The sequence below is a fragment of the Luteimonas sp. Soil_C_5 genome, from assembly GCF_057656615.1.
In genome coordinates, this window is sequence record NZ_JBDGKA010000003.1 from 55,553 (window position 1) to 75,234 (window position 19,682).

Consider the following 19,682-nt stretch of genomic DNA (forward strand, 5'->3'; position numbering starts at 1 on the left):
CATAGCGCAGGAATTCGCGAGGCGTCACGAGCGACCTATTCAGCTTCGATGGCGGCGCAGCGCGATCACGTGGGAACGCACCCGGCCCGTCCACTGTGACGCGATCACCACGCCAGAAGGATTCCCATGACCCGCAAGCGCACCGACACGTCCGCGACCCACCCGGACCAGCCCCTTCAGGATGACCATGTCGCAGTCAACGACCGCGCCGCGTCCCGAGGTGACGTCCATGCCGACGAGAACAACGCATCGGCGGAAAGCAACGACGCTTCACTAATTGCCGGGCCCAGCTTCGTGCGCAAGGTGAATCCGGATGGCACGGTGCAGGCGGTCCCGGCACCCGTGCCGCAGGACACCGCGGAGGACGCGGCCTCGCACGCCGACCCTGGCGCGACCGACGCATCGCCGAACCCCTGATCGCGCGCTCAGGCGCGTGGACGCGTGCACGCAGCGGTGCCTGCACATTCGAGGACGCCGCCCGCTCCCGTTCAGGGCAACTGGACAGAGTGTTCACGCTGCGATGCCGAGGATCGAACGCTTGCCCGCCACATGCATCCGCATGCGAGCCCGCTCTGCAGGAGTTTCCGATGGCTTCCCCCAAGCGCCCCACCCGATCCGCCACCCGCACGACCGACGACCACGCGTCGTCGACACGCGGCACCGGCGACGAACTCCAGCAGCAGGCCGGTGACGGACATCCTGTGCTGACGACCGCGCAAGGCATTCCCGTTGCCGACAACCAGAATTCGCTGCGCGCGACACCGCGCGGCCCGACGCTGCTCGAAGACTTCATCCTGCGCGAGAAGATCACCCACTTCGACCACGAGCGGATTCCCGAGCGCATCGTCCATGCGCGCGGCTCGGCCGCGCACGGCTACTTCGAGCTCACCGAATCGCTCGCCAAGTACACCACCGCGAAGATCCTGACCGAGGTCGGCACGAAGACGCCGGTGTTCACCCGCTTCTCCACCGTCGCCGGCGGCGCGGGCTCGGTGGACACGCCGCGCGACGTGCGCGGGTTCTCGGTCAAGTTCTATACGCAGGAAGGCAACTGGGATCTTGTCGGCAACAACATCCCGGTGTTCTTCATCCAGGACGCGATGAAGTTTCCGGACCTGGTCCATGCGGTGAAGATGGAGCCCGACCGTGGCTTTCCGCAGGCTGCGAGCGCGCACGACACCTTCTGGGATTTCGTGTCGCTGATGCCCGAAACCATGCACATGATCATGTGGGCGATGAGCGACCGCACGATTCCGCGCTCGCTGCGCACCATGGAAGGCTTCGGCGTGCACAGCTTCCGCCTGCTCGATGCCGACGGACGCAGCACCTTCGTCAAGTTTCACTGGCGGCCCAAGCTCGGCATCCAGTCGACGGTGTGGGACGAGGCGCTGAAGCTGCAGCACGCCGACAACGATTTCCATCGCCGTGATCTGTTCGAGGCGATCCAGGCCGGCGACTTTCCCGAGTGGGAACTGGGCGTGCAGCTGTTCACCGAGGAAGAAGCCGACGCGTTTCCGTTCGACCACCTCGATGCGACCAAGCTCGTCCCCGAAGAACTGGTGCCGCTGCAGATCGTCGGCCGGATGGTGCTCGACCGCTGGCCCGACAACTTCTTCGCCGAGACCGAACAGGTCGCCTACTGTCCGGCGAACATCGTGCCGGGCATCGACTTCAGCAACGATCCCCTGCTGCAGGGCCGGCTGTTTTCGTACCTGGACACGCAGCTCAGCCGCCTCGGCGGTCCGAACTTCCACCAGATTCCGATCAACGCGCCGAAGTGTCCGTTCGCGAACCATCAGCGCGACGGCCACATGCAGATGAGCGTGCCCAAGGGCCGCGTGTCCTACGAGCCGAGTTCGCTGCAGGACGACAGCCCGCGCGCCAGCCGTGAGCAGGGCTACCGCAGCCATGCGACCACGCCCGATGACGGCGCGAAGGGCCGCGTGCGTGCCGAGAGCTTCGCCGATCACTACTCGCAGGCGCGCCTGTTCTTCCGCAGCCAGTCGGCGCCGGAGCAGGCGCACATGGCGTCGGCCCTGGTGTTCGAGCTGTCGAAGGTCGAGACCGTCTACATCCGCGAGGCCATCGTCGGACATCTGCGTCACGTGGACGAATCCCTGGCCCAGCGCGTCGCCGACGGCCTCGGTCTCGATGCGTTGCCCGACGCACCCGATGCCGCCGTGGCGCCGCAGGATCTGGCGCTCTCCCCAGCGCTGCGCATCATCGACCGCATGAAGGCCACGCTGGAGGGCCGCGCCGTCGGCATCCTCATGCATGACGGCTCGGACGCCGACACCATCGCCGCGCTGAAAAAGGCTGCCGAAGCGGCGGGCGCAACCGTCAAGCTGGTGGCGCCGAAGGTCGGCGGCGCCAAGCTGTCGAACGGGCAGAAGCAGGCCGCCGACGGACAGCTCGCCGGTACGCCATCGATGGTGTTCGACGCGGTGGCCGTCGTGCTGTCGGCCGAGGCCGGCGAGCAGCTGGCGAAGGACGGCGCCGCCGTCGATTTCGGCCGCGATGCCTGGGGCCATCTGAAGGCGATCGCATTCGACGCCGGCGGACGCGCCCTGCTCGACGCTGGCGGCGTGGGCGCGGATGCAGGCACGGTGGATGCGGGCGACACCGCTGCATTCATCGAGGCTGCGAAGACCCGTCAGTGGGATCGCGAGCCGACGCTGCGCATGCTGGCCTGACCGCAGCGGGCCGCGCCGGCGACGGCGCGGTCCTGATCGCCCGACATGGGGTCGGGCGCATCGAGCCGCCGTCGTCTCCACGCTCTAGCGCTTCGACGGATGAGCGCGCGTTGGACAAGCGCGCGTGCTCAGCACGTCACCAGCGTTTTCGCTGGCGGCCAGGGCCTTTTCCGGCCCGTCGCCCGCACCCGCGCGCAACCTTTGCTCGAGTCGTGCGATCGCAACGGAATTCCGCACCGACGCCTGATCGGGTGGAGTGCTGCGTCCACGGCATGCGCTGTGCACGCAGCGACACACCCGCCGCCTCGCCGCGTCCGCGGCTAAACGCCAGCCGCACTGCTGGCCGCGTCAGAGCTGCGCGACCTTCTTCTGCACGAACTCCCACTCCGTACCGCCACTGGCGTACGCGCGGTGGCAGCACCGCCGTGCGCGACACGCGGGCAATTCCGCGCATTGCTGTATGCGATACCGCACGCAACCGCGCGCCTTCCGCGCAGGCGGGGCGTCGATCTTCTAGAATCCACGCGCCCCCGCCCTGGAGTTCCGCCATGACCGCACCCCTCGCCTACCGTCGCGTCCTGCTCAAACTGTCCGGCGAAGCGTTGATGGGGGACGAGGACTACGGCATCGATCCCAAGGTCATCGGCCGGCTGGCCGACGAGGTGATCGAGGCGCAGAAGGCCGGCGCCGAAGTCGGCCTGGTCATCGGCGGCGGCAACATCTTCCGCGGCGCGGGCCTCGCGGCCGGCGGCATGGACCGGGTGACCGGCGACCAGATGGGCATGCTCGCCACGGTGATCAATGCGCTGGCGATGCAGGATGCGCTGGAGAAGCGCGGCGCCCGTGCGCGCGTCATGAGCGCGATCAAGATCAACGACGTCTGCGAGGACTACATCCGCCGCCGCGCGATCCGCCACATGGAGAAGGGCCGCATCGCGATCTTCGCCGCCGGCGTCGGCAGCCCGTTCTTCACCACCGATTCGGGCGCCGCGCTGCGCGGCATCGAGATCGGCGCCGACCTGCTGCTCAAGGCTACCAAGGTCGATGGCGTGTACGACGCCGACCCGAAGAAGGTGCCGGATGCCAAGCGTTACGACCGCCTGACCTACGACGAGGTGCTGCGTCAGGGCCTGGAGGTCATGGACACCGCGGCGTTCGCCCTCGCGCGCGATTCCGACCTGCCGCTGCGCATCTTCGACATGAGCCAGCCCGGCGTGCTGCTGCGCATCCTGCGCGGCGAGCCGATCGGCACGCTGGTGCAGGGCCGCAGCTGAGCCTCACGCGGCCGGACCGGCCGCGTCCCTGGCACACCCCGGCCCCGTCGCCGGCCGGGGCCGCTTATAATCGGCCGATTCCGCACACGGACCGGGCCCGATCATGCTCAACGACATCAAGAAAGACACCCAGACCCGCATGGCCAAGAGCGTCGAAGCGCTCCGCCACACCCTGGTCAAGGTGCGCACGGGCCGCGCGTCGAGCGCGCTGGTCGACCACATCAAGGTCAACTACCACGGCTCCGAAATGCCGCTGAACCAGGTGGCCAGCGTGGTGGTGTCCGACGCCCGCTCGCTGACGATCACGCCGTGGGAGAAGCAGATCGTCGGCGCGATCGAGAAGGCGATTCTCGCCTCCGACCTCGGCCTGACCCCGAACACCGCGGGCACGACCATCCGCCTGAACCTGCCGGCGCTGACCGAGGAGCGCCGCCGCGACCTGTCGAAGGTCGTGCACAGCGAAGGCGAGGACAGCAAGGTCGCCATCCGCAACATCCGCCGCGATGCCAACCAGCAGATCAAGGAACTCCTCAAGGAGAGGGCGATCTCGGAAGACGACGAGCGCCGCAGCGAGGACGAGATCCAGAAGATCACCGATTCGGCGATCAAGGACGTCGACGAAGTCGTCAAGGCGAAAGAACAGGAATTGATGGCGGTTTGATGAGCACCGGGATCCGGGCGCCGGCATTCGGGGTGGCAGGAAGCCGGAGCCTGTGGGGCCATGCCATTGATTGACATCACCGGACGGCAGGACGCCGCGCCTGCGAACCCCGAATCCCCGCTGCCGGATGTCCGCCACGTGCCCCGGCACGTGGCGATCATCATGGACGGCAATGGCCGCTGGGCGGCGCGACGCCGTCGGCCGCGCATGATCGGCCACCGTGCGGGTGCCCGCACGGTCAATCTGTGCATCGATTTCTGTCTCGAACGCGGCATCGGCGCGCTGACGCTGTTCGCGTTCTCCAGCGAGAACTGGGGCCGCCCGGACGAGGAAGTCGGCGCGCTGATGCGCCTGTTTCTGGGTGCGCTCGACCGTGAGGTCGGCGAACTGCACCGCCGCGGCGTGCGTCTGCGCTTCATCGGCGAACGCGAGCGTTTCAGCGAAGCCCTGCGCAGCCGCATGGCCGCGGCCGAGGCGATGACGGCCGGCAACGCCGCACTGACCCTGAGCGTCGCGGCCAGCTATGGCGGACGTCAGGACATCGCCGCCGCTGCGCGTTCGCTGGCCGAAGACGTCGCGGCCGGCCGGTTGCGGCCCGAAGACATCGACGAAGCGGCCGTGGGTGCGCGTGTCGCCCTGGCCGACTTGCCGGAGCCGGACCTGTTCATCCGGACCGGCGGCGATCTGCGCGTCAGCAATTTCCTGCTGTGGCAGCTGGCCTACACCGAGCTGTGGTTCACCGAAACGCTGTGGCCCGAGCTGGGTGTCGAGGAACTGGAACGCGCGCTGGCGGTCTACGCCTCCCGCGAGCGCCGGTTCGGACTCACCAGCGCCCAGATCGCGGCCGGCGACGGCCCACACCCGGAGACTTCCGAATGACCCGCACGCGCATTCTCGCGGCGCTGACGATGGCGCCGATCGCCATCGCGGCAGTGCTCCTGCTCAATACCCCGTGGATGGCCGCCGTCTCGGCGATCGTGTTCCTGGCCGCGCTGTGGGAATGGCTGCGCCTGGCCGGCATCGAGGACACCCTCGCCCGGACCGCCCTGCTGGTGCTGAACCTGCTGCTGATGGTCGCCATCGTCTGGGCCTCGGCGACCGGCGGCGGCTCGCTGGTGCTGCTGAAGATGCTGGCGATGGTGGGCGTGGTCTGGTGGTTGGCGGCGACGCTGTGGCTGCGCCACTACACCTTCGCGTCCAGCCACGACGCGCGCTCGCGGATCATCAAGCTGCTGGCCGGCACGCTGGCGGTGATTCCGGCCTGGGCGGCGCTGTGCGTGATCCACGCCAACGAGGACGGTGCTTTCGGCAATCGCTGGCTGCTGCTGGCGCTGGCAATCGTCTGGGCCACCGATACAGGCGCCTATTTCGCCGGGCGGAAGTTCGGCCGACGCAAGCTGGCGCCGCGCATCAGCCCGAACAAGACCATCGAAGGCCTGGCGGGTGGTCTGGTCGCAGGCATCGTGGTCGCGGTGGCATTCGCGCCCCTGGCCGGTGCCACCTTGGGCCAGTTGCCGATGGTCGCGGCGGTCGCGCTGCTGACGGTGCTGGCCTCCGTGGTCGGCGACCTGTTCGAAAGCCTGCTCAAGCGCCACGCCGGCGCCAAGGATTCGGGCACGCTGATCCCGGGCCACGGCGGCGTGCTGGACCGCATCGACAGCGTGCTCGCCGCGCTGCCGGTGTTCGCGTTCGGCCAGATCTGGTTCGGGTTCTGAACTGCGCGATGATCTTTCTTCCGCTGCACGCCGCGCCGCGGCGCCGTTTTCGGGCATGGGCCGCATGATTCGCTCCGTCGCGGTTCTCGGTGCCACCGGCTCGATCGGCACGTCGGCACTGGACGTTATCGCCCGCCACCCGGAGCGCCTGCGCGCGAGCGTGCTCGCGGCCGGTCGCAACGTCGACGCGCTCGTGGCGCTGTGCGCGACCCATCGTCCCGACCACGCGGTGATCGCCGATCCCGACGCCCTGCCCGCCCTGCGCGACGGGCTGCGCGCGGCCGGCGTCGCGACCACGGCCCACGCCGGCATGTCGACGCTCGATACGCTGGTGTCGGACGCCAGCACCTGCGACACGGTGGTCGCTGCGATCGTCGGCGCGGCCGGTCTCGATTCGACCCTGGCCGCCCTGCGCGCCGGCAAGCGCGTGCTGCTGGCCAACAAGGAATCGCTGGTGCTGGCCGGCGCGCTGATGATGGACGCCGCACGCGAGGCCGGCGCCTTGATTGTGCCGATCGACAGCGAGCACAACGCGATCCACCAGTGTCTGCCGCCCCACGGCGACTGCAGTGGCGTGGCGCGCATCGTGCTGACCGCGTCCGGCGGCCCGTTCCGCGGTCGCGACCGCGCATCGCTGGCCGAGGTGACCCCGGCCCAGGCGGTCGCGCATCCCAAGTGGTCGATGGGTCCCAAGATCTCGGTGGACTCGGCCACGCTGATGAACAAGGGGCTGGAACTGATCGAGGCCCATCATCTGTTCGCGATGCCGTCCGGGCGACTGGACGTGCTGGTGCATCCGCAGAGCCTGGTGCACTCGCTGGTCGAGTTCATCGACGGTTCCACCCTCGCCCAGCTGGGATTGCCGGACATGCGCACGGCGCTGGCGGTGGGTCTCGGCAGCCCGGAGCGCATCGCGTCCGGCGTCGCGGGCCTGGATCTGCTGCAGCACGGCCGCCTCGATTTCGAAGCACCGGACACCGTCGCGTTTCCCTGCCTGGCACTGGCCCGCGGCGCACTCGTCGACGGCGGTACGGCGCCTGCCGTCCTGAACGCCGCGAACGAAGTCGCCGTTTCAGCGTTTCTTCAGGGGCGCATCCGCTTCCTAGCGATCCCTGCGCTGGTCGAGCATGTGCTCGCCGCGCTTCCTGCTGTGTCCGCCGGTTCGCTGGACGTGCTGCGCGATGCCGACGCGCACGCGCGGCGTGTGGCCGGACAGGCGATCGATTCCGGTACGGTGCATTGAGAACCTGTTCGCGACCCTCGAGCCCACCCGCACGGCCGCCTGGCGGCCACCCGGCGGGCAGCCTCTGCCGGCGCGCAGCGTCGGGTTTCGAACTGACCCCGGACGGACGTGATGTCTAGTTTCTTCGGTTCGGTGTGGTGGCTCATCGTCAGCCTCGGCGTGCTGGTGACCTTCCACGAGTTCGGCCACTACTGGGTGGCGCGGCGCTGCGGCGTCAAGGTGCTGCGCTTCTCGGTGGGCTTCGGCCGCGCGCTGTGGTCGCGGCGCGGCAAGGACGGCACCGTCTACCAGATCGCGATGATCCCGCTGGGCGGCTACGTGAAGATGCTCGACGAGCGCGAAGGACCGGTCCCGCCGGCCGAGGCTGCGCAGTCGTTCAATCGTGCCTCGGTGTGGAAGCGGATCGCGATCGTCGCCGCAGGCCCGATCGCCAACCTGATCCTGTGCGTCGCGCTGCTGTGGGCGATGTTCGTCATCGGCCGCCCCGATTACGCGCCGGTGATCGGTCAGGCGACCGGCATTGCAGAAACGTCGGGGCTGCGGCCCGATGACCGGATCGAGGCCGTCGGCGAGCGTGCCACCCCGACCTGGAACGAGCTGCAGCTGGCACTGATGCCCGCAGCGCTCGATCACCGCGACGTGCAGCTGGATGTCGTCGACGTCCGCGACCGCCCCGCCGTCCGCGAGCTGCGCCTGTCTCAGCTGCCCGACGATTTCGACCAGCGCCGCATCGCCCAGGCCATCGGTCTGTTGCCGCGACACCTGCTGCTGCCGCCGCTGATCGGCCGGGTTGCCCCGGACAGCGCGGCCTGGGGCGTGCTGGCAGAGGGCGATCGCGTAACGGCCGTCGACGGCAGCGCGGTCCGCGCCTTCGACGACATCGGGCCGCTGGTGCAGACACTGGGCGATCGCGGCGGCGCGGCCATGGTCGAAGTCGACCGCAATGGCGACCGTCTGGCGCTGGAGGTCGCGCCCCTGCGTACCGACCTGCCCGACGGCAGCGGCCAGTACTGGGCGCTCGGCATTGCCCCGCCGCGCAACGTGCCCCTGCCGCCGAAGGATGCGCTGCAGCGTCACGGCCCGCTCGAGGCGGTGCCGGTCGCGGTCGCCGAAGTGGGGCATCTGACCTCGCAGCTGGTCGGCATGATCGGCCGCGCGTTCACCGGGCGGCTGGCGATCGAGAACACGGTCGCCGGCCCGATCACCATCGCCCGGGCGGCCAATACCTATGCCAACCAGGGCGCTGCCTGGTACCTCACGATCCTCGCCCTGCTCTCGCTGAGCCTGGCGATCCTGAACCTCCTCCCCATCCCGCTGCTGGATGGGGGACACCTCTTGTATTACCTTATCGAGTTGGTCAAAGGCAGCCCCGTGAGCGAGCGCGCGATGGCGGCCGGGCAATACGTGGGACTGGCGCTTCTGGCCAGCCTGATGGGCCTGGCGTTCTACAACGACATCCTGCAACTGGTGCGCTGAGCCTGCCACCGACCCGGATTCCCGCGCCGCTCCGCGCCGGAACCCCCTTCCCTGACGGATCCAAAGAATGACGCGAATCCCCGACCGCCGACTGCTCGCTCTTGCCCTCGCCACGGCGATCGCCGCGCCGGCATGGGCCCAGACGGCAGCCAATGCACCTGTGGACGCGCCGGCACTGGCGCCGCTCGCACCTGCGTCGGCCAGCACCTTCACCGTCAGCGACATCCGGGTCGACGGCCTGCAGCGCATCGGCGCGGGCACGGTGTTCACCTACCTGCCGGTCGAGCGCGGTGACACGGTCAACTCGACCCGCATCTCCGATTCGGTCCGTGCGCTCTACCGCACCGGCTTCTTCGAAGACATCCAGGTCGCGCGACAGGGCGACATCCTGGTGTTCACCGTGACCGAGCGCCCGGCGATCAACCGCCTTACGCTGACCGGCAACAAGGACATCAAGACCGAGGACCTGATCAAGGGCCTCAACGACATCGGCCTGTCCGAAGGCGAGACCTTCGACCGGCTCGATCTCGACCGCGTGACCCAGGAACTGGTGCGCCAGTACAACAATCGCGGCAAGTACAACGTGCGGATCACGCCGACCGTCTCGCGCCTGGACCGCAACCGCGTCGACGTCGCGATCAACGTCGAGGAAGGCAAGGCGGCCAAGATCCGCCACATCAACATCATCGGCAACGAGGTCTACGATCTCGACACGCTGACCGACAGCTGGGAATCGGGTGAGTCGAACTGGCTCAGCTGGTACCGCCGCGACGACCAGTACTCGCGCGAGAAGCTCGAGGGCGACCGCGAGAAGCTGCACAACTTCTACCTCGACCGCGGCTACATCGACTTCGCGGAAGACAGCATCCAGGTCGCGATCAGCCCCGACAAGGCCGACATGTACATCACCGCCGGCATCACCGAAGGCGAGATCTACAAGGTGTCGGACGTGCAGATCACCGGCAACCTGGTGCTGCCGGAAGAGGAGATCCGCAGCCGCGTCTTCGTGCAGAAGGACCAGGTGTTCTCCCGCGCGCTGCTGGAGCTGAGCTCGGACGCGATCATCGCGACGCTCGGCAACATCGGCTACGCCTTCGCCCAGGTCAACCCGATCCCGGAGATCGACCGCGAGAACCGCACGGTCGCGATCAACCTGCAGGTGGTTCCCGGACCGCGCGTGCAGGTGCGCCGCGTCCAGTTCAAGGGCAACAGCCGCACGTCCGACGAAGTGATGCGCCGCGAGATGCGCCAGTTCGAAGGCAGCTGGTATTCGCAGGCCGCGGTCGACCGTTCCAAGGTCCGCCTGCAGCGCTTGGGCTACTTCGAGTCGGGCAGCGTCAACGTCGAGACCCAGCCGGTGCCGGGCAGCAATGACGAAGTCGACGTGGTGTTCAACGTCACCGAGACGACGTCGGGCAGTTTCGTGTTCGGCCTCGGCTATTCGCAGCTCGCCGGTGTCACCACGTCGGTCCAGCTGTCGCAGAACAACTTCCTCGGCAGCGGCAACCGCGTGTCGGTGGAAGCGCAGCGCAACGTCTATCTGCAGCGCTACTCGTTCTCGTTCATGAATCCGTACTTCACCGACGGCGGCATGTCGCTGGGCTACAACCTGTGGTGGCGCGAATTCGACAACTCCGAGTTCAATACCGCGCAGTACTCGTCGACCAGTGCCGCGGGCCAGGCGATCCTCGGCATTCCGCTGACCGAGAACGACTCGATCTCTCTGCTGTTCGGCGTCGACCGCAACCAGATCTTCGCGTTCCCGGGCTCGTCGCCCGAGTCGATCGTCGACTACATCGACGCCTTCGGTTCGCGCACCTTCCACGCCTGGCGCAGCGAGCTGGCCTGGGCGCGCGATACGCGCAACGACTACCTGCAGCCGACCCGCGGCATGATGCAGCGCGTCTCGCTGGAAACCACCCTGCCCGGCTCGACCGCCGAGTACTACAAGCTCAACTACGAGATCTCGAAGTACTGGCCGATCAACCGTCACCTCGTGCTCAACACGCGCGCGGAACTCGGGTACGGCGACAGCTACGGCGATGATGTCGTGCGCAACCTCTGCTTCACGGCGGGCACGCCGCCGACCACGGCCAACCCGACGCCGCCTGCCCCGCCGCCGCCGAGCGATCCGTGCGAACTGACGTCGCCGGATTACACGCGTACGGTCACCGCAACCGGCCTGCCGTTCTTCGAGAACTTCTACGCCGGTGGTCCGCGCTCGGTCCGTGGTTTCCGCGACAACACCCTCGGCCCGCGCGAGACTGCTGCGTTCAGCAGCTTCCTGCAGCCGATCGGCGGCGCGGTGAAGACCATCGGCTCGGTCGAGATGTTCTTCCCGCAGCTGATCAAGTCGCCGGCGGCGCGCATTTCGGCCTTCGTCGATTTCGGCAACGTCTTCCAGGATGTCGACGCCTGGGATGCCAAGGAACTGCGCGCGTCGGCAGGCGTCGCCCTGATGTGGCGCGCACCGGTGGGCCCGATCTCGATCAGCTACGCCTATCCGCTGCGCCAGCAGAAGGAAGTGCGCGGTGGTGCGGGTGATCTGATCCGCCAGGCCGACGAAGTCGAGCGCCTGCAGTTCACCTTCGGCGGCGCGTTCTGATCGCCGCCACGAGGTGAACCGATGGTCCAGCCAACGACTTCCCACACCGCCGGCGCGCTCGCAGACCGCTTCAGCCTGACTGTCCAGGGCGCCGCCGACACCCCGGTGATCGGCGTCGCGACGCTCGCGGCTGCCGGCCCCGACCGGCTCGCCTTCCTGTCCAATCCCCGCTATCGCCCGCAGCTGGCCGACACCACGGCCGGCATCGTGGTGATGCGCGAGTCCGATGCGGACGGCTACGCGGGCACCGCGCTGATCGCGAAGGATCCCTACGTCGCCTACGCGAAGATCGCGGCGCTGTTCGAACCCGTCAGCGCTGCGCCCGTCGGGATCCACCCGTCCGCCGTCGTCGATCCGAGCGCGCAGGTCGATCCCGGCGCATCGGTCGGCCCGCACGTCAGCATCGGCGCGCGCAGCCTGATCGGTGCCGGCGCGACGATCGGCGCCGGCAGCGTGATCGGCGAAGACTGCGTCGTCGGCGAGGGCAGCCGCCTGGTCGCCCGCGTCACCCTGGTCACGCGTGTGCGCCTCGGCGCCCGCGTCACCATCCATCCGGGCGCCGTGCTGGGCTCGGAAGGTTTCGGCCTGGCGATGGATGCCGGGCGCTGGATCAACGTGCCGCAGCTCGGCGGCGTGGTCGTCGGCGACGATTGCGACATCGGCGCCAATACGACGATCGATCGCGGCGCGCTCGACGACACCACGCTGGCGGAAGGCGTGCGCCTCGACAATCTGATCCAGATCGGACACAACGTGCGCATCGGTGCGCACACCGCGATCGCGGGCTGCGTCGGCATCGCCGGCAGCACGAAGATCGGCAGTTACTGCCTGCTCGCCGGCAAGGTCGGCGTCGCCGGTCATCTTGAAATCTGCGACAAGGTCGTCGTCCATGCGATGACGATGGTGTCCGCATCCATCACCGAGCCTGGCGAATATTCGGCCGGCATTCCCGCCCAGCCCACGCGCGAGTGGCGGAAGAATGCGGTCCGGATCCGCCAGCTCGATTCGCTCGCGCGCCGCGTCACGGCGCTCGGGAAGGGGGAACCATGACAGACACCACATCGACCGACAGCGCGCCGTCGGCCATCACGCTGCCGATCCACATCGACGGCATCCATGCGCTGCTGCCGCACCGTTATCCGTTCCTGCTGGTCGACCGGGTCGTCGAGTTCGAGGCCGGCAAGCGCGTGCTCTGCTACAAGAACGTGTCGGCGAACGAGCAGTTCTTCCAGGGCCACTTCCCCGCCCACCCGGTGATGCCGGGCGTGCTGGTGATCGAGGCGCTGGCACAGGCCGGCGGCATCCTGAGCCACCTCACCCGCGGCAAGGGCTGCGAAGGCAACCTGTCCTATCTGGTGAAGGTGGATGCGGCGAAGTTCTCGCGCATGGTGGTGCCGGGCGACCGTCTGGAACTCGAAGTCACGATCAAGCGCGAGATCCGCAACATGACCATGTATTCGGGCATCGCGCGCGTCGATGGCGAGCAGGCCGCCTGCGCGGAGATCCTCTGCGCCGAGGTCAAGCGCTGACATGGCCGCCGCGCAGGTCCATCCCAGCGCGGTCGTCGATCCCGGCGCGACGCTGGGCGAGGACGTGCAGATCGGGGCGTTCACGCTGATCGGCGCGGATGTCGAAATCGGCGACGGCACTATCGTCGGCCCGCACTGCAGCATCCACGGTCCGACGCGTATCGGCGCTGGCAACCACATCCACGGTCACGCCGCGATCGGCGGCGAACCGCAAGACAAGAAGTTCGCTGGCGAGCGCGCGGAACTGGTGATCGGCGACCGCAACACGATCCGCGAATTCGTCACGATCAATCGCGGCACCGGCGACGGTGGCGGCATCACCCGCGTCGGCGACGACAACTGGTTCCTCGCCTACACGCACGTCGCGCACGACTGCGTGGTCGGCAACCGCTGCGTGTTCTCGAACAACGCCACGCTGGCCGGCCACGTCACTGTCGGCGACCACGTGATCCTCAGCGGCTTCGTCGGCATCCACCAGTTCTGCCGGATCGGCGCGCATGCATTCATTGGGATGGGCGCCTTCGTCAACGGCGACGTGCCGCCGTTCGTGATGGTGGCGCAGGACGGCTACGGCCGCCCGCGCGGCATCAACGCCGAAGGCCTGAAGCGCCGCGGCTTCGACGGCACGCGCACGTCGGCGATCAAGCGCGCTTACCGCGCCCTGTACGTCTCGGGCGATTCACTCGCCGATGCCCGCGTGCGCCTGGGCGAGATGGCGCAGGACAGCGAAGACGTCCGCGCGTTTCTCGATTTCATCGAGGCAGGCGATCGACCGCTGTTGCGGTGAAACCGTAATTCGTGATTCGCAAGAGCAGAATGTCGCCATCTTTCAGATCGTGTGAAACGGCTTTGTCGAATCACCAATCACCAATCACCAATCACGCCACCCGGGCCACACTCCGCATGGCACTCGTCGCCGGCGAAGCCTCCGGCGATCTGCTCGGCGCCGGATTGATCGAACAGCTGCGTGCGCGCTATCCGGATGCGATCTTCGCCGGTGTCGGCGGCGATGCGATGCGCGAGGCCGGCATGGAGACCTGGCACGACGCGTCGGAACTCTCGGTGATGGGGCTGTCGGAAGTGCTGCGGCATCTGCCGCGGTTGCTGAAGCTGCGGCGTTCGCTGCGCGCGCGCCTGCTCGACTGGCGTCCGAACGTCTTCATCGGCATCGATGCGCCCGACTTCAACCTCGGCCTCGAACGCACGCTCAAGGATCGCGGCATCCGCACCGTGCATTACGTCAGCCCCTCGATCTGGGCCTGGCGTCAGGGGCGCGCGGCGAAGATCGGTCGCAGCGCGGATCTCGTGCTGTGCCTGTTTCCGATGGAGCCGCCGATCTATGCGACGCATGGCGTCGATGCGCGCTTCGTCGGTCATCCACTGGCGGAGATGCTGGCACTCGAGCCGGATCGCGCAGCCGCGCGCGATGCACTCGGCCTGCCGCATAACGCGCCCGTACTGGCGGTGCTGCCGGGCTCGCGCCTGGGCGAGATCGGCCGACTCGGCGAGGTATTCCTCGATGCCGCCGCGCAAGTCGCCGCTGCCCTGCCCGGCCTGCGCATCGTCGTGCCGGCCGCGAATGCCGGCTGCCGCGCCGCGATCGACGCATTGCTCGCACAGCCCCGTTTTTCCGCACTCGATGTGCGCGTGCTCGACGGCCAGGCGCGCGCTGCGATGGTCGCGAGCGATGTCGTGCTGCTCGCTTCCGGCACCGCGACGCTGGAAGCACTGCTGGCCAAGCGGCCGATGGTGGTCGGCTACCGCATCGCGCCGAGTACCGCGTTTCTCGTGCGCCTTTTCAAGCTGATGAAGGTCGACCGGTTCTCGCTGCCCAATGTGCTGGCCGGCCGCACCATCGCGCCGGAGTTCATGCAGGAAGACTGCACGCCCGAACACCTGTCGGCCGCGGTGCTGCACTGGTTCCGCGATCCGCACGCAGCCGAGGCTCTGCAGCCGCTCTATCGCGACCTGCACCTGCAGTTGCGCCAGGGCGCATCGGCCACCGCGGCGGATGCAGTCGCACGTCTCGCGGTGCCCGCGCTCCCTGCGCCGACGCGTTCGGAGCCGACCTCGTGACCCGGCGTCTGCGCACGGCCGGTGTCGACGAGGCCGGTCGCGGCCCCCTGGCCGGACCGGTGGTGGTCGCTGCGGTGATCCTGCATCCGCGCCGGCCGATCGACGGACTGGACGATTCCAAGAAACTCACCGAAAAGCGCCGCGAGGCGCTGTATCCGCAGATCGTCGACAACGCCCTGGCCTGGCGCATCGAATTCGTCGGAGTCGAAGACATCGACCGCATCAACATCTACCAGGCGACCTTGCTGGGCATGCGGCGCGCGGTCGAAGCCCTCGCACCCGCCGCCGAACGCGTGCTGGTCGACGGCAACCGCGTACCGCCCGGGCTGCCCTGTCCGGCGCGCGCGATCATCGGCGGCGATGCCATCGAACAGGCGATCATGGCCGCCTCGATTCTGGCCAAGGTGGCGCGCGACCGGGCCATGGTCGCGCTGCATGCGCAGTTTCCGGATTACGGCTTCGACCGGCACAAGGGCTACTGCGCCCCGGCGCATCTGGACGCGTTGATGACATACGGTCCCTGCGTGCACCACCGGCGGAGTTTCGCGCCGGTGGCGCGTGCGCTCGCGCCGAGCCCTGCAGAGACGCCGTCCACCCGCGAGCCGCGCGTGGACGACCTGTTTCCCGTCCCCGCCTGACCTGGTCGCCCCGCTCAACCGGCCCGGGGCTTGGGCGTGCGCTGACCGGCCCGCAGTCCATCGTGCCTGGGCCTGGGCGGCGGCACGATGACCTTCTTGCTGCGCGCCTCGATGCTGGACGACACCGCGACCTTCGCGGTCCTGGGCGTCACTGGGGCCGCCGGCTTCGTGGTTTTCGTCGCGGCCCCGATTGCCGGGCGCGGCGCGGATGTCGCGGTCTTTCGGGTCGTTGCCATTGCGGTTGCCTCCTGGAATGCGAAGTCACTCGCGGGTGGATGTCTGCGTCGGAGCATGCGCCGGTTCGACCAGCCCTGCGCGCTGCAGCACATCGTCGGTCGAAATCCGGACCGGATCGATGCCGGCGCCACGTGCGACCGCGAGCCTTGCGCGTGCCTGGTCCAGATCGCCCAGCGCCGCATGGATGTCGGCGGTGATCAGCGCGACCTCGCCGATGTCGGCGGCATCTCGGGCGCGCAGCGTTGCCCGCGCCGCCAGCCGCCGCGCCTCGCTCGCGTCGCCGGTGTTGGCGCGGTACCAGCCAAGGGACGCCAGGGTCTGCGGATCGTCGGGCTGCGCGGCGAGGTAGCGCTCGGCCTGGATCGCCGCTTCGCGGAACGCATCGCCCGCGCGCGGGCGCGTGGCCGGATCGGCGAGCAGCGCATCGCCGAGGTTGCCCCAGACCTGGTGATGCGCGGTATCGGACAGCGCCAGCGCCTGCCGGAAGCGAGCCGCCGCCCCGGCATGGTCGCCGGCCTGGTACAGCAGCGTGCCGAGGTTGCTGAGCGCCGTTTCCGATGGCTCGATCGCCACCCCGCTTTCCAGCGCGGCCTGGGCGCCGGCGCGATCGCCCGCCGCGAGCAGCAGCGCGCCGAACGTGTCCCAGTAGTCGGCCTCGCGTGGTTCCAGCGCCACCACGCGGCGATAGGTCGCCACCGCCACGTCCAGCTGGCCCGCGAGATAGGCGTGATAGCCGAGCTCCGCCTGCAGCGCGGCATCGGTGGGCGCGGCCTCACTCGCGGCCTGCAGCGACGCCAGCGCACCGCCGACATCGCCGCGCGCGAACTGCAGCTTCGCCAGGCCCGCCAGCGCGGCGCCGTGCCAGGCCGGATCGTGCTCGGCCGCGCGGTAATGGTCGGCGGCGGTGTCGGGATCGCCGGCCATGCGATAGAGATCGCCCAGCGCGAGCCGGACCCGGCCATCGCCCGGATCCATCCGCGCCGCACGCAGGCAGGCCGTGCGCGCGGTGTCGAATGCGGCAGGCTGCTTGTGGGCATCGAACCGCCACAGCTCCACCCGGCACAGGCCGGCCTGGGCGCGGGCAAAGCCCGCATCGAGGGCCAACGCGCGCTCGAAGCCAGCCTCGGCCCGACCGGCGGCCTCGACATCCATCATCGTCGTCAGCTGTCGCAGTCCGTGCAGGTAGGCGTCGAACGCGGCGACGTTGGCGGTCGGCGTGAGCCGGTGGCCGAGCGCGTCGATCTCGACCGCAGGCACGCTGCCCAGCAGGCGGCCGGCGACATCGCGTGCGATCTCCGCCTGGAGGTCGAACAGCGCCGCCAGCGGACGTTCGTAGCGCCGGGTCCAGGCGATGGTGCCGGTCGCCGGATCGACCAGGCGCACATGGATGCGCACGCGGTCGGCATCGCGTCGCACCGAACCGTCGAGCACGCGGGCAACCCCGAGCGACCGGCCCAACGTCCGCAGGTCCGCGACCGGCGCTTTCTGCGCGGGGGACGCCGCTGCGACCTGCAGGCCGGGTACGCCGGCCAGCGCATCGCGCAGCTCCATCGACAGGCCGGCTGCGAAGACGTCGTCACGGTCGCCTTCGCCAGCGGTCTCGAACGGCAGCACGGCGACGGAGGCGGCTGCGTCCTGCCCGGTCGACGGCACGTCGGGCGTCCTCCACCACGCCGCCGCGGCCACCACCAGTGCGATCGCCGAGGCGATGCCCCAGGCGCGTGGTCGCCAGTGGCGGGCGGCTGCCACATGATCCGCATCGATCTGCAGCGCAGGGGTGTCCCGGGTGCCGCCGGTCCGACGGTCCGCTGGAAGGGACGCCAATGCATCAGTCGCAACCGGCGCCTCGATACGCTCGCCGATGAAGCAATAGCCGACACCGTGGCGGGTCTGGATATAACGGGGCTGGTGCGGGTCGTCCCCAAGCGCCTGGCGCAGCTGCGCGATCGCCCGGGTCAGCACGCCGGGCGTGACATGGCGATGCCCCCAGACCGCATCGAGCAGCGCGTCCCGCGTGACCAGCCGGCCCGGCTGGCGCAACAGTTCCAGCGCCACGGCGAACACCTTCGGCTCGACCGGCACGGGCTTACCCGCGCGCAGGATCGTCTGCCCGTCAACGTCGATCTCGACGTCACCAAAGCGGATGGTGCGGTCCGTCGGGACCGTCATCGGGTCGGGCGTGTGACCGGTCATCGCGAATCCATCGCCAGAACCTCGCAAACCACACCGTTGCCTCACAGGGGCCTCGCGACCTCCCGGAACACCGGACCGATGCTGGGTCCACCGGGGAACGACCGCGACACCGGATCTTACGCGGCTTCGCTCCGGGGCACGAAACACCCTCGACCCGGCCTCAACGCCTTTCGCGGCACGGCCACCAACGGAGATACACACATGCCTGTTCAACTGAAAACCGCTCGCGACTTCAGCCTCGACACCATCCGCCTCGACTCGAAGCTCGGCGCCCGCGTCGGCAGCCTCGTCACGATCCGCAAGCTGGTCAGCCAAGGGCGCCAGCGCATCATGAACGAATGGCTGAAGGCCAACGGCGCACGCTCAGGTGTCGGCCTGCCTATCAATCCGCAGTTCCCGACCTATCACCGCAACGGCCGGCTGTACGTCGAATTCCGGGGCGGGAGAATGTCGACCAGCCTGCAAGACGGCGGCGCAGTTACCTTCGAACCGTCCAGCCGCGTGCGCGTGACGTTCGAGGGCTACGGTCTCGATGTCCGCCAAGAGAGCGGCGACGAGCTCTACGGCACGATCGTGGCGAACTTGGGCAGCCAGGGTTTCACCAAGTCTTGGGACCTGCCCGAGGTCAAGCTGGGACCGGACACAAATACCCGCATCTACAACAACGCGATCGTCCTCTATGAGGGTCCGCCCGCCGACCTCAACCTGGTCCTGCAGATCGTCGAACACGATCACGGCGACCGCGCGAAGGTGCGGCAGGAGGTGAAACGCCGGGTCGGACAGGTGTTCGAGACTGCAGCCTCGTTCGCGGGCGGGGCCGCAGGCGGTGCGGTCGGCAGCGCGCTGTCGTCGCTGCAGTCCGAGAGCAACGCCGCGGGCAGCCTGGTGTCGTGGCTGATCGGCGAAGCCGGTGGACTGGTGGCGGACGTGCTGGGACTGGGTGACGACCCCTACAACCCCGGCGGCCTGACGATCGGCGCGCACGAGATGATCAATATCCCCGGCGAGCAGATCTACAAGTGCGGCACCGATCCCCGCCGGCTGCACTACACCCATCGCCTGGCACTCAGCGGCAAAGACGACGGCGGCGACGTCGGCTGGATCTCGGCGCTGGTCCGGGTCACCCGGCTGTGAGCCGGACAGGGCGCTGGCTGCCCTGACCGGATGACATCGCAACCGCGACAGCCACGGCCGCCGGGGCAATCCCGACGGCCGTTCTCGCCTCGGATACTCCGCTCCGTCGCGGACCAGAGGCACGCTGACCTGACGAGCGACCACGCCCGTTCGCGACGAAACCCGGCGCCGGCCTGAACGCTGGCGCAGCGGCGGACGGGCACCACCC

The 19,682-nt window shown here is 68.8% G+C and carries 16 protein-coding genes; 15 read left to right on the forward strand and 1 reads right to left on the reverse strand.

Translation table 11 applies throughout. The features are described from left to right. Positions 1–126 precede the first annotated feature (126 nt). The 14 genes from AC3A5K_RS08770 to rnhB all read left to right on the forward strand — a co-directional run bounded on the left by AC3A5K_RS08770 (position 127) and on the right by rnhB (position 15,910). On the forward strand, positions 127–417 hold the full coding sequence (locus AC3A5K_RS08770; protein WP_487617142.1) for a hypothetical protein: 291 nt from the start codon (positions 127–129) through the stop codon (positions 415–417). 170 nt (positions 418–587) lie between these two features. Continuing rightward, positions 588–2,693, forward strand: a complete 2,106-nt coding sequence (locus AC3A5K_RS08775) for a catalase (protein WP_487617143.1) — start codon at positions 588–590, stop codon at positions 2,691–2,693. Positions 2,694–3,241: 548 nt separating this feature from the next. Further along, complete coding sequence (pyrH, locus tag AC3A5K_RS08780) at positions 3,242–3,967, forward strand: UMP kinase (protein ID WP_487617144.1); 726 nt, start codon at positions 3,242–3,244, stop codon at positions 3,965–3,967. Positions 3,968–4,070: 103 nt separating this feature from the next. Continuing rightward, positions 4,071–4,628 (forward strand): ribosome recycling factor, encoded by a 558-nt coding sequence (frr, locus tag AC3A5K_RS08785; protein WP_487617145.1) that lies wholly within the window; start codon positions 4,071–4,073, stop codon positions 4,626–4,628. A gap of 162 nt (positions 4,629–4,790) precedes the next feature. Next, on the forward strand, positions 4,791–5,507 hold the full coding sequence (gene uppS, locus AC3A5K_RS08790) for a polyprenyl diphosphate synthase (RefSeq protein ID WP_487617721.1): 717 nt from the start codon (positions 4,791–4,793) through the stop codon (positions 5,505–5,507). Further along, a complete protein-coding gene (locus tag AC3A5K_RS08795; RefSeq protein ID WP_487617146.1) occupies positions 5,504–6,343 on the forward strand; it encodes a phosphatidate cytidylyltransferase in 840 nt (279 codons plus the stop codon). The genes uppS and AC3A5K_RS08795 overlap by 4 nt, the downstream gene beginning before the upstream one ends. 55 nt (positions 6,344–6,398) lie before the next feature. Further along, positions 6,399–7,586, forward strand: a complete 1,188-nt coding sequence (dxr, locus tag AC3A5K_RS08800) for a 1-deoxy-D-xylulose-5-phosphate reductoisomerase (protein WP_487617147.1) — start codon at positions 6,399–6,401, stop codon at positions 7,584–7,586. Positions 7,587–7,697: 111 nt separating this feature from the next. Beyond that, complete coding sequence (gene rseP / locus AC3A5K_RS08805) at positions 7,698–9,062, forward strand: RIP metalloprotease RseP (protein WP_487617148.1); 1,365 nt, start codon at positions 7,698–7,700, stop codon at positions 9,060–9,062. 67 nt (positions 9,063–9,129) lie between these two features. Then, the gene (gene bamA, locus AC3A5K_RS08810) at positions 9,130–11,667 is read left to right on the forward strand and encodes an outer membrane protein assembly factor BamA (protein WP_487617149.1); all 2,538 of its coding nucleotides are present in this window, start codon (positions 9,130–9,132) and stop codon (positions 11,665–11,667) included. A gap of 21 nt (positions 11,668–11,688) precedes the next feature. Beyond that, entirely contained in the window at positions 11,689–12,717 is a 1,029-nt protein-coding gene (lpxD, locus tag AC3A5K_RS08815; protein WP_487617150.1) for a UDP-3-O-(3-hydroxymyristoyl)glucosamine N-acyltransferase, read from the forward strand. Continuing rightward, the gene (gene fabZ, locus AC3A5K_RS08820; protein WP_487617151.1) at positions 12,714–13,196 is read left to right on the forward strand and encodes a 3-hydroxyacyl-ACP dehydratase FabZ; all 483 of its coding nucleotides are present in this window, start codon (positions 12,714–12,716) and stop codon (positions 13,194–13,196) included. The genes lpxD and fabZ overlap by 4 nt, the downstream gene beginning before the upstream one ends. A gap of 1 nt (position 13,197) precedes the next feature. Then, positions 13,198–13,983 (forward strand): acyl-ACP--UDP-N-acetylglucosamine O-acyltransferase, encoded by a 786-nt coding sequence (lpxA, locus tag AC3A5K_RS08825; protein ID WP_487617152.1) that lies wholly within the window; start codon positions 13,198–13,200, stop codon positions 13,981–13,983. A 14-nt stretch (positions 13,984–13,997) separates the two neighbouring features. Next, on the forward strand, positions 13,998–15,272 hold the full coding sequence (gene lpxB, locus AC3A5K_RS08830; protein WP_487617722.1) for a lipid-A-disaccharide synthase: 1,275 nt from the start codon (positions 13,998–14,000) through the stop codon (positions 15,270–15,272). Then, entirely contained in the window at positions 15,269–15,910 is a 642-nt protein-coding gene (gene rnhB / locus AC3A5K_RS08835) for a ribonuclease HII (RefSeq protein WP_487617153.1), read from the forward strand. The genes lpxB and rnhB overlap by 4 nt, the downstream gene beginning before the upstream one ends. A 261-nt stretch (positions 15,911–16,171) precedes the next feature. Here rnhB and AC3A5K_RS08840 read toward each other — a convergent pair whose 3' ends face one another. Further along, entirely contained in the window at positions 16,172–18,340 is a 2,169-nt protein-coding gene (locus AC3A5K_RS08840) for a winged helix-turn-helix domain-containing protein (protein ID WP_487617154.1), read from the reverse strand. 78 nt (positions 18,341–18,418) lie between these two features. On the opposite strand from AC3A5K_RS08840, the gene AC3A5K_RS08845 reads away from it, so the two are divergent. Next, positions 18,419–19,474 carry a hypothetical protein gene (locus AC3A5K_RS08845; RefSeq protein WP_487617155.1) on the forward strand — a complete coding sequence of 352 codons (1,056 nt, stop codon included), beginning with the start codon at positions 18,419–18,421 and terminating at the stop codon, positions 19,472–19,474. The last annotated feature ends 208 nt before the right edge of the window (positions 19,475–19,682 follow it).